This is a genomic window from Bacteroidota bacterium (genome assembly GCA_039714315.1).
In the GTDB taxonomy this organism is placed as follows: domain Bacteria; phylum Bacteroidota; class Bacteroidia; order Flavobacteriales; family JADGDT01; genus JADGDT01.
In genome coordinates, this window is sequence record JBDLJM010000073.1 from 1 (window position 1) to 15,749 (window position 15,749).

At 35.5% G+C, this 15,749-nt stretch carries 11 protein-coding genes; 6 read left to right on the forward strand and 5 right to left on the reverse strand.

Annotated elements, in window-relative coordinates; genetic code table 11:
• Positions 1-1,667, reverse strand: a 1,667-nt coding sequence (gene lysS, locus ABFR62_08570) for a lysine--tRNA ligase (GenBank protein MEN8138474.1), incomplete at its 3' end; no start/stop codon positions are given.
• 440 nt (positions 1,668-2,107) lie between these two features.
• On the reverse strand, positions 2,108-2,887 hold the full coding sequence (gene blaOXA, locus ABFR62_08575; GenBank protein MEN8138475.1) for a class D beta-lactamase: 780 nt from the start codon (positions 2,885-2,887) through the stop codon (positions 2,108-2,110).
• Between the two features lie 596 nt (positions 2,888-3,483).
• Here blaOXA and ABFR62_08580 point away from each other — a divergent pair.
• The gene (locus tag ABFR62_08580) at positions 3,484-5,211 is read left to right on the forward strand and encodes a hypothetical protein (protein ID MEN8138476.1); all 1,728 of its coding nucleotides are present in this window, start codon (positions 3,484-3,486) and stop codon (positions 5,209-5,211) included.
• A gap of 176 nt (positions 5,212-5,387) precedes the next feature.
• Here ABFR62_08580 and ABFR62_08585 read toward each other — a convergent pair whose 3' ends face one another.
• Positions 5,388-6,233 carry an MBL fold metallo-hydrolase gene (locus ABFR62_08585; GenBank protein MEN8138477.1) on the reverse strand — a complete coding sequence of 282 codons (846 nt, stop codon included), beginning with the start codon at positions 6,231-6,233 and terminating at the stop codon, positions 5,388-5,390.
• Between the two features lie 33 nt (positions 6,234-6,266).
• A complete protein-coding gene (locus ABFR62_08590; GenBank protein MEN8138478.1) occupies positions 6,267-6,659 on the reverse strand; it encodes a pyridoxamine 5'-phosphate oxidase family protein in 393 nt (130 codons plus the stop codon).
• 276 nt (positions 6,660-6,935) lie between these two features.
• On the opposite strand from ABFR62_08590, the gene ABFR62_08595 reads away from it, so the two are divergent.
• Together ABFR62_08595 and ABFR62_08600 are read left to right on the forward strand one after the other, a co-directional pair.
• Positions 6,936-10,376 (forward strand): DUF2339 domain-containing protein, encoded by a 3,441-nt coding sequence (locus ABFR62_08595; protein MEN8138479.1) that lies wholly within the window; start codon positions 6,936-6,938, stop codon positions 10,374-10,376.
• 83 nt (positions 10,377-10,459) lie between these two features.
• The gene (locus tag ABFR62_08600; GenBank protein ID MEN8138480.1) at positions 10,460-11,344 is read left to right on the forward strand and encodes a zinc-dependent peptidase; all 885 of its coding nucleotides are present in this window, start codon (positions 10,460-10,462) and stop codon (positions 11,342-11,344) included.
• Positions 11,345-11,346: 2 nt separating this feature from the next.
• Here ABFR62_08600 and ABFR62_08605 read toward each other — a convergent pair whose 3' ends face one another.
• Positions 11,347-12,021, reverse strand: a complete 675-nt coding sequence (locus tag ABFR62_08605) for a DNA alkylation repair protein (protein ID MEN8138481.1) — start codon at positions 12,019-12,021, stop codon at positions 11,347-11,349.
• Positions 12,022-12,226: 205 nt separating this feature from the next.
• On the opposite strand from ABFR62_08605, the gene ABFR62_08610 reads away from it, so the two are divergent.
• From ABFR62_08610 to ABFR62_08620, 3 genes are all read left to right on the forward strand, one after another.
• Complete coding sequence (locus ABFR62_08610; protein ID MEN8138482.1) at positions 12,227-12,919, forward strand: succinate dehydrogenase cytochrome b subunit; 693 nt, start codon at positions 12,227-12,229, stop codon at positions 12,917-12,919.
• Positions 12,920-13,002: 83 nt separating this feature from the next.
• Positions 13,003-14,916, forward strand: a complete 1,914-nt coding sequence (locus ABFR62_08615; protein MEN8138483.1) for a fumarate reductase/succinate dehydrogenase flavoprotein subunit — start codon at positions 13,003-13,005, stop codon at positions 14,914-14,916.
• Positions 14,917-14,943: 27 nt separating this feature from the next.
• Entirely contained in the window at positions 14,944-15,693 is a 750-nt protein-coding gene (locus ABFR62_08620) for a succinate dehydrogenase/fumarate reductase iron-sulfur subunit (protein MEN8138484.1), read from the forward strand.
• Positions 15,694-15,749 lie beyond the last annotated feature (56 nt).

Below are 15,749 nucleotides of genomic sequence, written 5' to 3' on the forward strand. Positions count from 1 at the left end.
ACTTCAACTTTTATAAGTCCGTGTTTCGATAAACCTTTCATCGCCTTATCCCAGCCTTTATTAGATAATCCGGCTCTTTCTTTTAGTTCGGCCAGATCAACTCCTCCGTTTTGGGATACGATATCGAAGATTACTTTTTCATTATCTTTCAATTCAACGCTTGGAGCAGCTTTCTCCGGTTTCATTTGAGGGAAGAACAACACTTCCTGTATCGATGAATTATCAGTCATCATCATTACAAGACGGTCAACGCCAATTCCGATACCCGATGTTGGAGGCATACCGTATTCAAGTGCTCTAAGGAAATCCTGATCGATAAACATCGCTTCATCATCACCTTTTTCCGATAACTCAAGCTGAGCCTCAAATCTCTCTCTCTGATCAATAGGGTCGTTAAGCTCCGAATAAGCATTTGCCAGTTCTTTACCGTTTACGATAAGCTCGAAACGTTCCGTTAAGTCAGGATTTGATCGGTGCTCTTTTGTAAGCGGACTCATCTCTTTCGGATAGTCGGTAATAAACGTAGGCTGAATTAAATTAGCCTCACATTTTTCACCGAAAATTTCATCGATAAGTTTACCAACCCCCATAGTTTCGTCGGTCTCAATATCGAGTTGTTTACAAACATCTTTCAACTCTGCTTCTCCCATTCCTGTAATATCGATGTCTGTATATTCCTTAATAGCATCGATCATAGACAGTCTGCGGAAAGGAGCTTTAAAGCTTACTTTATTACCCCAAATATCTAACTCTGTTGTTCCGTTTGTATCTATGGCAACTTTCTCCAACAACTCCTCGGTGAAATTCATCATCCAGTTGTAGTCTTTGTAAGCTACATAAAGTTCCATAACCGTAAACTCAGGGTTATGGGTACGATCCATACCTTCGTTACGGAAATCTTTTGCAAACTCATAAACACCGTCAAAACCACCTACAATAAGCCTTTTCAAATAAAGCTCATTTGCAATACGCAAATACAAAGGAATATCCAATGCATTGTGATGACTCATAAACGGACGTGCCGTTGCTCCACCCGGTATAGGCTGCAAAATTGGAGTTTCAACCTCTAAATATCCCTTATCATTAAAGAACTGACGCATCGTGTTAGTGATCTTTGTTCTCTTAATGAAAGTATCTTTTACATTGTCGTTTACAATCAAATCAACATAACGCTGACGGTAACGCAATTCGGCATCAGAAAAAGCATCGTGAGCAACTCCCTTATCATCTGTTTTCACAACAGGAATAGGCTTCAACGATTTCGACAGCATGGTTAATTCAGTAATATGTACCGAAATCTCACCAACTTTAGTTTTAAAAACTTTTCCTTTCAGACCAATAATGTCACCGATGTCCATAAGTTTTTTGAACACCATGTTGTACATTTCCGGTACAGCTTCCGTAGCAATATCATCACGCGAAATGTAAACCTGAATTCTACCTTCGGCATCTTTAATTTCAGCAAAAGAAGCTTTCCCCATAATACGGCGACTCATCATTCTACCGGCCAAAACAACTTCTTTACCTTCAAATTTATCAAAGTCAGAAAGAATATCCTTTGTATAAGTGTCAACCTTAAATTCGGCTGCCGGATACGGTTCAATACCTAAATCTCTCAACTTTTGCAGAGACTCTCTTCTAACGATTTCCTGTTCTGATAATTGCATAATTATATTTTGTTTTTTGCAGTGCGCAAAATTACATATATTTCTTTATTTTATTGGCTATTCGGACAATAAAATTACAAGTAGCGAAATATGGATGATGATTATTTGTTTTTGGCGCCTTATCCCGCTATCCGCTTTACTCCTCAGCTGTAATGCAATTCACTAATACGGCTGCGGGTGCTCCCGGGGGTCGCATCCTCGCTCGTTTGTTCATTGCATTTCAGCCTGCGGGGTGCCGCTTCTATCGGGGGCGTTTGCACAATCCCAACATTCGCTGTCAACCTTTACGATGGTATTGAGGGTTTTTACCGGTATTTTCAGAGTGTTATAACATGAAAAACAATCACCTATAAAAAATTGATAAATGCACGTAAGTGAAATATATTTTATGCGATGATTTTAAAAAAACTTACGTAGGTAGTGTTTGTTGTAGCCGGTGTTTACTTAATGATATCTTCAGTTCTAAGAACTTCGTAAGTTATCTTCTTTCTGAATTTCGCTTCTTGTTTATTTGTGATATTCTGGTTCATGGCAAAAATCCATATATTATTATTAGTCTCAATATAACCTACATTCCAGCCAATTTGTTTTGTCCACCCTGTTTTTGAATGAATTATATAGTTATTGGTAGAATCTGTAATCATAATTTCTTTCACTGATTCCTGTATTTGCTTATCAAATAGTAATTCATTATTTACTAACTTTTCAATGAATAAGATTTGCTCTTTTGCCGATATTCTTAAATCACCTTCAAGCCAGAAACTATCAATTTCCTTTCCCGTGTTTTTGTTTCCGTAATTAGCTTTATTAATCCAATTTTGCATTTGGTCTTTTCCGATTCGTCTGGCTAATTCCTGATAAAACCATACACACGAAACAGGCATTGCTGTTTTCATCGTTTGGTCCTTATTCCAGGCTATCCAACCTTTGTCTTTTCCATCCCATTTTATTGTATCATTCTCACTTTCAATCGCCGATGTCTGTAATGCTATCATTGAGTTCAATATCTTGAAAGTTGAAGCCGGTAAATATGTACTATCACTGCGTTTTTCGTTATATATTTTTAATTCGTCGGTTGATGTGTTTTTGAGTACAAATGTTCCGGTGATATTATGCTTATCAAATATTCTTTTCCATTCAGTATTCGTTTCTTCCTGATTACAACTGATAATTGTTATAAAAATCAAGATAATAGTTGTTGTTTTTATGGTGACCTTCATTTTATGTGTGTTGTAATCGGCTTACTTTTTTGAATTCGATATTTCTGATTTTACTAATATAGTATATTATTTTATGTAGTAATATTTCGAAGTATAATTCTGCTAATAAGGTGTTTATCAATAGGGTGTTTTCTCTTAATTAATTATGATATTGAGCAGGGCACAAGAGTTTTATAGTAATTTAAACTCTTCAAATCTAAATTTTAGGATAATTAACACAAGTATGGGGTATAGTCTAAGAGTTGTTATGAGCGAATAATACTACGTGCAATAAATAATATTGTAGTTGTTTACGTTGTATTAGAGTGTTGGATGTTGATTATCAGAATATTGTTATTGGTAAACTTACTAGGTATATGCGTTGAATTTGTTGGTTGTTTTTTTGATAAATATTTACATTGCATTAATGAGGTTTAATATCTCAGACTCAAATTTTATTAACTCTTTAACTAAAATCATTATTCATGAAATTCCCATAAGAAATAACATTTATACATGTCTGCCGAAAGGCAGGTCAACCGGATGAATATATATGGGGATAACATGTTTGTCACGCAGAAGGCGTGATGACCGTTAAAAAACAAATCAATAAACACATGAAAAATCTTTTGTTATTACTGCTTGCTCTGCAGGTATCTCTGGTGTCGTTCGGCCAGAAAAAGAAAAAGGTAGAAGTTGATGTCCAATACATCAAAACTCCAAAGTTATATATGCCCGGAATTAAAAGTTATGCAATTATATATGACGATACTAAATTAGAAAAGGTGTTGTCTGCTAACGAGAAAGAGTATTCCACATATTTGTTTAGATACCGCCTAAACAAATACTCCATAAAAGGCTTAGCATCTATCAGCAGTATGAAATATGATGCTGAAAATCCTGATATAACAATTACTGTTATTTCTGATACGCCAAAATTAGATATGCAATATCAGATAAAGGATGTAAGTAGATACAACGGCCCTGATTACAGAGCATGTTATTATATCAACTCAGACTGGAAAGTTAAAATAGAAGGTAAATACAATGCTGAATTCAATTTAATTGATGAGCCTATAGAGATTGTTTACCCTGTTATTAATCCGGAAAACCACACTCCTATAAAGGATAAAGCTATTACGGAAAACCTGATGTCGAAGGTAGAAGATTCTAAAATTATAAACATAGCCAATACTGCTTTCATTAATAAGGTTATAGAAGAACTTTCCAATAATGTAAGCCACGGATTTGGATATGAAAAACACAAGAGCGAAATAGTTATTAAGGGCTTTAAATCCTCAAAAAAACATGATATGTCGGAATGGGAAAAAATTACTCCTGAGGCAGAAAAGATGTTAAACGAGATAAGTGCCGGAAACTCTCCTGAAAAGGTTTATGAAAAATATAAATATATATTCGATTTCTGGAAAGCACAGTTCGATATAGAGATAATTAAACCGCATAAAGAGCAAAATTCCAGAATTTTAGGAGCATCAAGTTCTAACATATGTAATATTCTTACATTAATTAAGGCTGACGAAGTTAAAGAAGAATATATAGATTACTGGAAGAACTACTTTGTATATAAGCCGGAAGAAGTAAAATTTGTTTATGAAATGAAAGAGCGTTACGAAGCGAATAAGAATAATTCTGAAGCTAATTATAAACAGCTAAAAAAGGCCCTTATACTCTCCCGTAAATTCAGGAATAGATATCCGGTAACTTATACTGACAAGAAAGGGAAGGTACACGAGGGAATAATAAGTTTGCCAAGCAGATATTTCTTTAATCCAAGCGAAAGCTCTTCCGATTTTTCATTGTTCAGTTTAGAAAAACTGTATGAAACGGGTAACGTAACAAACGACAAGGCATTAGTGAATCTAAAAAATGTAAAATCATATAAGATTTTTGATGTTGAGTACAGATATGGTAAATATTATGATCCTACAGCAATAGGCCTGCCTTATAAAGGGTTTTATGAGGTTGTTTCTGATGGTAAAATTACTTTAAGTAAAATGTATTTGACTCCTGTAACAGATGTTAAACATGATATAATAGGGGGAGATAATGTTTACAAGAATATTCTGGATTCGTATTTTGATCCGCAATATTTCTTAAGAGTAGATGAAAAGAGCACTTTGATATTCAATTACAAAAGGTTGTCAGACGATCTGCAGGATTGTCAAACAGTAGCCGATAAAATTAAATCAGGGTTTTATGGCAATAGCAAAATTGAGGAAAAAGAATCAGGTCTGGGTAAATTACTGCAAAAAGGGGGACATGATAGAATAGAAGAAGAGGTTGTGATGAAGATAGTTTCAGATTATAATACTTTGATGAAGTAATCTTCCAATCATAATTATCTATAGATAAAATGCTATAATACCAATTTGATTTTTAATTGGTATTATAGCATTTTTTTATTGCTTATATCTGATGTTGAAAACGCCTATGTTGTAAAAGACGATATAGAGATAGGTTCCGGTAAAAATATATCCCTTTGGATATTGGGCTTTTTGTATTAAAAAAAATCAATAACTTCACCGCTATTCATAGATTTTAAATTTTCTCCCAATTTATTTTTTAGATTGATGAAATTTTCCTCTCCGGTACAATGTCCGGTGTAAAATGGAACATCAAATTTTTCAATTGCCCTTACAAGGTCGTCTAAATATTTCGGACTTTCTGCATTTTTACCTTTACTACTCAAGTGAAAACCTCCTAAAACGGCTTCGATTTTTGAGTGACTTAAATATTCTTCGGCTCTGTTTACCATATTAATTACCCCCGAATGCGAACATGCAGTAAAAACAATGTTCTTATCGTTTTCGGAAATTACCAGCAATATTTCGTGCTCAAATTTATCATTAACAAGTTCTCCGTTTTGTTTCTCGAATAATAGCTTATTTCCTTTTGGCAGGGGGAAATCTTTAGGGAAACCGCTTAACACCTGTACTCCTTCTGTTATTACAGCATCATCATCAATTAGCGATATCCTGTCAATATTTTCATTAATAACTTCCTTGTCGATACCTATATAGCGGGGATTTCCTTTCGATGCAGAGTAATATTCGCCCAATGCCTTGCGGTGCATATATACCTCAGCTTTTTTATTCAACCTGAAAAACTCTTTCAGCCCGCCTCCGTGATCGTAATGCCCGTGCGAAATTATCAGATAATCAACTTCCGATAAGTCGATTCCCATTTTTTCGGCATTACGACTAAACATATCAGTTTGTCCGGTATCGAATAATATTTTAGTATTATTGAGTTCTATATGAACACTTAAGCCGTGTTCCCCTTCTAATGTTTCTGAATTTAGACAGTTTCTACAAACTGAATTTTCTACAAGTACAGATACCTTCATTTATATTGTGTTTTGGTGGCAGGTAGTTAAATCTTAGACTTCCTTACCTGCTAATTCGTAATTTGGGGTTAAATAGAATACTTCAGTTACTTTTATTTCAATAACTCCCTTTACTATTTTTTGAGGTTTTATTTTTAAAATCCATTCTTTTCCGGCCTCAAAAATTTCGCCCTCGCTATAATGTTTGGCAATGCCTTTTATTTGGTATCCTGTTGAATCTTTCCACAGAGCAATTGATACTTTCCCATTTTGCTTTATATTTTCTAAAGTTTTATTGTGAAAAGTATCAATTGTTAAAATAGTATTGTTGTTTACTATTTTTTTCGACCCGATTGCCGATACGTTTGGTATTCCGTTATTATCGCTTGTAGCAATTGCCATTATCGGAACCTGTTTAAAAAGTTCCTTAATTTCGGGTGTAAGCATTTCCTTGTATGGTTTTCATTGTGCCTGTTATTTTAAAACAATCTTAATAAAAGCAAAATTAAAAGAAAGGCACAAGGCAAAAACTATTTAGAAACAGTTTCAGATATGATAGTATTACGAAGAATAGATTCTGTTTTTAAATGAGGTAAAGGCTAAGTAGCCTGTTTTTAATACTATTGCTATAGATGTTATTATCGTAGCCGATGGCTTTAAAAAGTTCTTTGTGAATTTCTATACTTATTTTATATATTCACGTTGAACTAAACCCATCCAAATATGCATCATTTCTATTGTAGTAAATGTGGGGCATTCAATTCAAAGACTGCTCACACATGCATTTCATGTGGCGAAATCATAAATTATTCACATTCTGATCTTCAGTCTCTTAAAGAAGAGATGATTGCACTTAAATCAGAATATGAATCGAAACTTGAAAATCTTCTCGATAAAATTGAATATTACAATAGCAGGGAAATTGAGAGAAAAAATACTGCGATAGAATCTGTTTTAGATACTTCTTCCGACGAAAATAAAGAAACAGTTGTTGAAAAAACATCATTTGAAGAAGAAAAAATAATAGAGAATTTTTCAGAAGAAACAATCAACAGGGCATCACTAAACTATGAGCCGGAAAATGATCCGGTTGAAGAAAATCACACTTTCAAGTCAGATATAGCTCAGGAAAGTCCGGTAATTTCAAATACTGAGTATACAATTCGAAAAGAGAGTAAATCGATACAGGAAATAGTAAAATCTATCCCGTTAATTTCTTTATTACTGGAAATAATAAGCGCTCCTCTTGCCGGTATTTGGGATTATGTAAAAAAGGTCTATACAGTTTATAAAGATAAAAATCAATTACCGGTATTTTTCATGACACTTGCCGGTGTTGGGGCATTGTTATTCGGATTTGGATATCTGATGCAGCTTTCGCTGGGGTATTTTGGTGAATTAAGCGAAATAGTGAAAATTTCTATCGGCTTTGCCAGTTCTTCGGCAATAGCTGTTTGGGCAACACAATTACATAAAAAAGAGGAGAAGTATAAAGAATTTAGTTCCGCATTAATTGGACTTGCAGTAGCATTGAACTATCTGTTTATTTATTTCCTCGCAAATATGTCAAATACTAATTCTGTATTTTCATCAGCTGTAACAGGGTTTATACTGATTGGTGTAAATACTGTTTTTGCCATATTCTTTGCTCTTCGCTACGAAACTAAAGTTGTTGCTGTTCTAAGTTTGCTGGGAGGTGCATTTGCTCCTTTTTACCTGAATAGTGATGGGGGTTCAATTACATATTTCGCATACCTATGGATGTTGAGTATATCTTCGATTTATATAGCAAATAAAATTAAGTGGAAAACACTTGGGGTAATTACCTTTATTACATCATCCTCAATAATAGAAATGGCTGTTTATAATAGCCTCAATTCTTTTTCCTTAGTAGAGTATACCATATTATTCCATGCCTTTGCTTATCTGTTTATCTGGGTGGCGATGTTTAAGGGTAGGAAAATTTCATCTTCTCCGGGCAAAGTATCAGTGATTTTACTTGCAGCAAATATTAGTATTTTCCTTATTAACCTTTATTATCTGTTCAGCAATTCAGAATATTACACTGCACTTGGAGCTGTTTATATCGTAAATGCATTGCTGTTCTTCCCTGTGTTATGGATGTTGAACAAAGATTTAAATAAACCTGTTAAATTATTGCTCCTGGTAATTGCCGGCACCTTTGTTGCCCTGGCAATCCCGGCACTGTTTAATGAGCATTTGATGGGATTATTCTGGTCGGTAGAAGCTCTTGGTCTTATTTATCTCGGCTTTAGCTTTTCCATTCCATCGGTACGAAAAGAAGGTTACATCCTTTTGGCGCTTGCCATTTTCAAAATATTGCTCACTTTCGATGGTTTTTGGTTTATAGCTAACGAAGGAGCCCTTCTCACAGGAGCTTATTACAATTCGCTTGTTTTGGGGATTATCACTCTGTCACTAGTATTCCTGCTGAAAAAATTTAAAACTGAAAATCTGGATTTCGAAAATAAGCTTTCGGTAATTTTTAGAAATTTCGGAAGTGTTTGGTTTGTGTCTGTGTACATAATTACGGTGAGTTTTTATACCTATAACTGGCTCGCATTCGCTATGATTCCGGCTGCTTTTGCGGTAATAAGTACAGCTTATTCTTTAAAGCTGAAATTTAGCCGCATATTTGGGTATATAGTATTTTCTTTCAGTGTTATTTACTCATCGATTATTGCATCTGTCGATATTTTTGAATTATGGGATAGTTCAATCTTCTCTGTTGGATATGCAAATTTAGTCGGGATTGGAGGATATTTAATTGCTCTTCAATTTTTGCTGTATAAACTACATTCAAAACGATCGGACCTTTTTGAAAAAGAGATAAAATTATATCTGAATAATATCTACGAAATAATTTCTGTATGGTTTACGGTTCTGTTTCTTGTTACCGGTTTTTATACCATAGGGAACTATACTTTTTCAATAGCTGTTATCCCTATGTTTGCTTTGATATATTGGGGAAATAAAAGGAAACTTCTTTATACCGAATATATAGGTTTATTGGCCTATAGCCTTATAATATTATTGGGAATATCAATTTCTGTTGCAGAGGTTGATACCCTGAGATTCTCTAAACAATTATTATGGGGAAAAATGTCAATATTGGAGGTCTTATTTGTTATGTGGGCTTTAAAGTCATTTTACGAAAAAATACTTCACGTAAAACCGCGAAACAGGAATCTTAATTTTATTAGAGAAGTATTTTACTGGATTATTCCATTGACTATTATCTCTCCTGTACGACATAATTTTCCGGAGTTACTGCCGGCAGCATTATGGGGTTCTGTATTAATTTCATTTGTAATTTATGAAATTACGAAACGGAAATCTTTGATCACAGAATTTACAATTCTTACAATAATAGCAGCAACAATGGGACTTATCTCCGATTATTATTACTATGCTGTTCCAGTATCTTTAGTGGTTCTTACTATTGTGTTTATCAGAAAGGATGGGTTTAAAAAGGAGTTATCATTAAAGTCTGAATTTGCACATATCTTTAATCATGCATTATATTACATAGGAGCCGGAATTTTTGTGATTTCATCTGATGTTTTTGATAGTACTTCTAATGGGTTAATAATTACATCTCTATATTTATCTAACCTTGTTTTATTTCGAAAACGAATTATTATTCCATTAAATAATTATCTGGTTGCATTTTGGATTTCATTGCTTTTGTCGGCATCTGTTCTTGTTCTAAAATACGATGAGGGAGGTACAGGGAATCAAATTCTATCACTAATAACTCTTATTCCTTTCGGGATAATCCTGTATGGTAAAAACACCATCTATTCTGATAAAAGACAAACAATATGGATCTACCTGATAGTTGTACTACATGTTTTATTACTGTTGAGCTATAGTTTAACACTGGGAGAATCGCAGTTGACTATAGTATTGATAATTCACGCTATAATTCTTTTATTCAATTCGATGAAAAAACATTTTAAATCACTTGTTTGGTTGAGTGTAGCATTTTTCGGAATTGCGGTAGTTAAATTATTTATCTGGGATATTGCTCATTTTACAATGCTTCAAAAAGTAATAGTCTTTATTGTGATTGGGGCCTTGCTGATCGGAGCATCCTTTATGTATGTGAAATTGAAAGAAAAATTTGAAGAAATAGAGTAAAGCCGATTGCAATAACTAATCACTTATTGTTTATTATTGCCGGCATTAAATTTATAGTTTTGTCAACACCTAATTTTTTTTGAATGAGTAGTCCCTTATACATTTTTGGTATTTTGTTTGTTTTTTTAGTCGTTTTGTGGAATAGGTTAAAGTCAAAAGGATGGAAAGAGCCGAAAAGTGTATTCCCCCCGGGCTGGCGTATAATATTAGTTGAGAAAGTAGTTTTTTATAATTCTTTAACTGCCAACGAAAAGGAGTTATTTGAGTTTAAAATACAAGAGTTTCTTATTAACGTAAGAATTACCGGAATAAGGACGGGTGTAAGTGAAGAAGACATGGTTCTGATTGCTTCGAGTGCAGTAATTCCAATTTTCAGTTTTCCCGAGTGGAAATATCTGAATCTTAATGAAGTCCTTCTTTATCCAAAAAGTTTCGATTTAAATTTCAACACAAAATCGAATAAAATTCATGTTTTGGGAGTTGTAGGAGATGGTTTTTTGGAGGGCAAAATGGCTTTGTCGAAAAAAGCCCTGCATCTTGGCTTTGAGAATGAATCCGATAAAAGAAATACTGCTATTCATGAGTTTGTTCATTTAATTGACAAGCTTGACGGTAATGTTGACGGATTACCTGCCTTGTTAATGGAAAAGCAATATGTTTTGCCCTGGTTAGATCTTATCAATACCAAAATAAATGATATCAGATCCAACAAATCAGACATAAGAGATTATGGAGCTACAAATCAACAGGAATTCTTTGCAGTAGCAAGCGAATATTTTTTCGAACGCCCTAAATTGCTTTCGCAGAAACACCCCGAACTTTACAGTAATCTGGAACAGATTTTCAGGCACGATACCAAAGGCAGGAATTTTAAGAGAACAAATTCACGAATTGGCCGTAACGATAAGTGTCCTTGTGGAAGCGGATTAAAATTTAAGCATTGTTGTGGTAAAGTTCACTACAGTTAATACTATTTCTTAATAATTATCCTCAAAGCCTCTTTCCTGCTTAAAGGGGCTAATTCTGTTTTGTCACAGAACTCTACTACCCAATGGGAATTTACTTTTCCATATTCCCTGAGTATCCATCCAATAGCTTTGTTGATAAAAAACTCCCGAGACCCTTGAAGTTTTTCTATTATCATAGTCAAAAGTTCGTTGTCTAATCCATCTTTATACTTTAACTGAAACAATACAGCCGATCTCTGCAGCCAGATGTTACCCGAAGCAAGCCATTTTTCTACATATTCGTTTCTATTACCCGGATACATTTTAAAGTATTCGCCCATCAGACTTGGAGAGATAAAATCGATTGAATCCCACCACGATTTATTGACAACCATAAACTCAAAGAGCTCAATATCTTTCTCTTCAAATTGTTTTTTATACTTGAAGAGTAATTCCATTGCGAAATATTGAAATTCGCGTTGAGGTTTATCCCAAAGAGATTTAACTAATTGTTCTAAATCCTTCTTGAGAGGGAGGCTATTTTTTGCTAAAAATGGCTTTTGCAGCTCTCTTCTCTCCGGTGATTTTATACCGAAAAATTCGGATCTGTTTTTCATATATGCTTTTTGTCCTGCGGCAATATCAACATTTCTGTTTTCGTTAAAAACATATTCTATTTCATTTAATATGTTGTCCATAATTAAAAAAATATAAGTCTCACCCGTTAAAGATAGCACTATTATAATTTATTTTGTATTAAATAATAGCCAGGATAAATGTACCCCCGATACACCATAGCTAAACACCTTATTCGCTGACAAAAATCATAGAATAGTGTGTTTCACACGTAATCCTTTTTTCTACTTTTATTCCGTTAAAATCAAGAGAACTAATAATTTTATTATGACAGGTCAAAAAGGACTATTTAAAACTTCGGTCGCCCGAAAAAACCTTATGGCGATCACGGGATTGTTCACGGCATTTTTCCTTATCATTCACTTGGCAGGAAACTTGGTCCTAATTATTCCGGATTCTTATTTTCCAATTGAGTTTTGGGGAAATGTGGCTAGTGCTCACGATATGTATAATGCATATTCACACTTTTTGGTGCACTTCTGGCCAATTACAGTAATAGCTTGGATTCTTTACGCTTCTATTGCAATACATGCAATCGATGCTTTGTTGTTGACATTGAACAACAGAAAAGCGGCTGGATCAAAGTATGTTAAATTCAATAACTCAGGCAGTACATGGCAGTCTAGAAACATGGGGATTTTAGGATCTATCCTATTAATCTTTATTATTCTGCACATGGCTCAATTCTGGTTACAGTACAAAGTACTTGGAACGAGAGAAGACATCTATGAGTTAGTTATTGAAACATTCCATGTTTGGTGGTACGTAGTTATTTACGTAGTATCAATCACAGTGTTAGGCTTTCACCTTTCGCACGGGATAGATGCTGCATTCCGTTCATTAGGAGTTTACAGTACCAGAGGAATGAAATTTGCTAAATGCTTTGCTAAGTTCTTTGCTGTGATACTTTCTGTATTATATGCAATAATTCCGATTTTAGTTTATTTCAACGTAGTTTAATTTTTCAGGTCATAGGTGTTAGATCATAGTTGTTATGCTATGAACTTTGAACTATGAACTTTGAACTAAAAAAGATAAAAAATATGGCTTTAGATGCTAAAATTCCAGAAGGGCCTTTAAAAGATAAGTGGAGTAATTACAAAGCTAAAACAAGAATTGTAAACCCTGCTAACCGTAAAAAGATTGATCTAATCGTTGTTGGTGCCGGACTTTCAGGTGGTGGAGCTGCTGCTTCGCTTGCCGAAATGGGCTACAACGTGAAGGTATTCTTTTTTCAGGATACGGCTCGTCGCTCGCATTCAGTTGCAGCGCAAGGTGGTGTGAATGCTGCCAAAAACTATCGCAATGATGGCGATAACGTTTATAGAATGTTCTACGATACCATAAAAGGTGGTGATTTCCGTTCGCGTGAAGCAAATGTACACCGTATGGCAGAATGTTCGGTAGAATTAATCGACCATATGGTTGCTCAGGGAGTACCATTCGGACGTGAGTACAGTGGATACTTAAACAACCGTTCTTTCGGTGGGGTTCTTGTATCGCGTACTTTCTATGCCCGTGGACAAACCGGACAACAATTATTGCTTGCTACTTATCAGGCAATGATGCACCAGGTAAAAAAGGGAACTCTTAAGCAGTTCAACCGTCACGAAATGCTTGATCTTGTAATGATCGACGGTAAAGCCCGTGGTATTATTGCACGTAACCTTGTTACCGGAGAAATTGAGCGTCATGCTGCTCATGCTGTAGTTCTTGGAACTGGCGGATTCGGTAAAATATATTACCTTTCTACATTAGCTATGAACTCAAACGGTTCTGCTACGTGGAGAGCACATAAAAAAGGAGCATATTTTGCAAACCCTTCATGGACACAAATTCACCCGACTGCATTGCCTCAGGCAGGAGATCACCAGTCAAAATTAACTTTGATGTCGGAATCTCTTCGTAATGACGGACGTATTTGGGTTCCAAAAAATAAAGATGACGACAGACTTCCGGGAGATATTCCTGCTGTAGACAGAGATTACTATTTGGAGCGAAGATACCCTGCATTTGGTAACCTTGTTCCCCGTGATGTTGCATCGCGCGCAGCGAAAGAGCGTATGGATGCCGGATATGGAGTTGGATCAATGAAAAATGCGGTTTATCTTGATTTTAAAACTGCCATTGAAAGATTAGGAGAAGATACAATTAGAGAGCGTTACGGTAACTTGTTTACAATGTACCGTAAAATTACCGGTATTGATGCTTATAAAGAGCCGATGAAGATTTCTCCTGCTGCTCACTTCTCTATGGGTGGACTTTGGGTAGATTACGAACTTCAAACTACTATACCGGGATTATTTGCAGTTGGAGAGGCAAACTTTGCCGATCACGGAGCAAACCGTTTGGGGGCAAACTCATTGTTACAGGCTTCTGTTGACGGTAACTTCGTGTTACCAAATACTATTCCTAACTATTTGGCCGATGAAATTCGTACAGGTCCTATATCTACTGATCATCCTGAATTTGCAAAGGCTGAAAAAGATGTTAAGGATCTGGTTGAAAAAATACTTAGTATTAAAGGAGATATGCCTGTTGACCAGATTCACCGTCGTTTAGGAAAGATTATGTTCAAAGAGGTAGCAATGTCTCGTAACGAAAAAGGATTGAAATGGGCTATTGAGGAAATCAAAAAGCTTAAAGAAGAATTCTGGAGTAATGTTGCTGTACCGGGTGATGCGAATGGATCAAATGCTGAATTAGAAAAAGCAGGACGTTTGGCCGACTACCTGGAAATTGCCCAGTTAATGGCTCTTGATGCACTTGACCGTAACGAAAGTTGTGGGGCTCACTTCCGCGAGGAATTCCAGAGCGAAGAAGGTGAAGCTGTTCGTAAAGATGATGAGTACATGTATTCTGCTGCCTGGGAATGGACAGGTGGAGAAGACTGGAAACTTCACAAAGAAGAGCTTGAGTTCAAGGACATTAAAGTAGTTGTTCGTTCTTACAAGTAATGGTCTAATTCAAAAGAAGAAAAAGAAATGAAAATTCATTTAAAAATATGGCGTCAGGATAGTGCCAATGTTCAAGGAAAAATGGTTGATTACGACCTGGATAACCTTAGTCCTGATATGTCTTTCCTTGAGATGCTTGATTATCTGAACGAGCAATTGGCTGCTAAAGGTGAACGTACTGTAGAGTTCGACCACGATTGTCGTGAAGGAATTTGTGGTCAGTGTGCTTTGGTGATTAACGGACAGCCTCACGGACCCGAAGATCATTATACAACTTGTCAGACACACCTGCGTACTTTCAAAGACGGAGATACAATTTATATTGAGCCATTCCGTGCAAAAGCATTCCCTGTTATCCGCGATTTGAAAGTGGATAGAGGATCATTCGACAGAATTATCCAGGCAGGTGGTTATATCTCTGCTATGACCGGTAGAGCGCCCGAAGCAAACTCAATTCCAGTTCACCACCATATTGCAGAAAGTGCTTTCGACAGTGCTGCATGTATCGGTTGTGGGGCTTGTGTTGCAGCGTGTAAAAACTCATCTGCAGCCTTGTTTACATCTGCTAAAATATCTCACCTGGTGAAATTACCACAGGGTCAGGTTGAGCGTTCAGAACGTGTAGTTATGATGGTTAATCAGCACGATGACGAAGGATTCGGATCTTGTACTCATACAGGAGAGTGTGCCGCAGTTTGTCCACAGGAAGTTGGTTTAGATAACATAGCTCGTATGAACTCTGAGTATAACAAAGCTGTTTGTGCTTTGGATCAATAGATAATAATACTCTATTATATTGAAAACCACCTCAGTGTTGAGGTGGTTTTTTTATG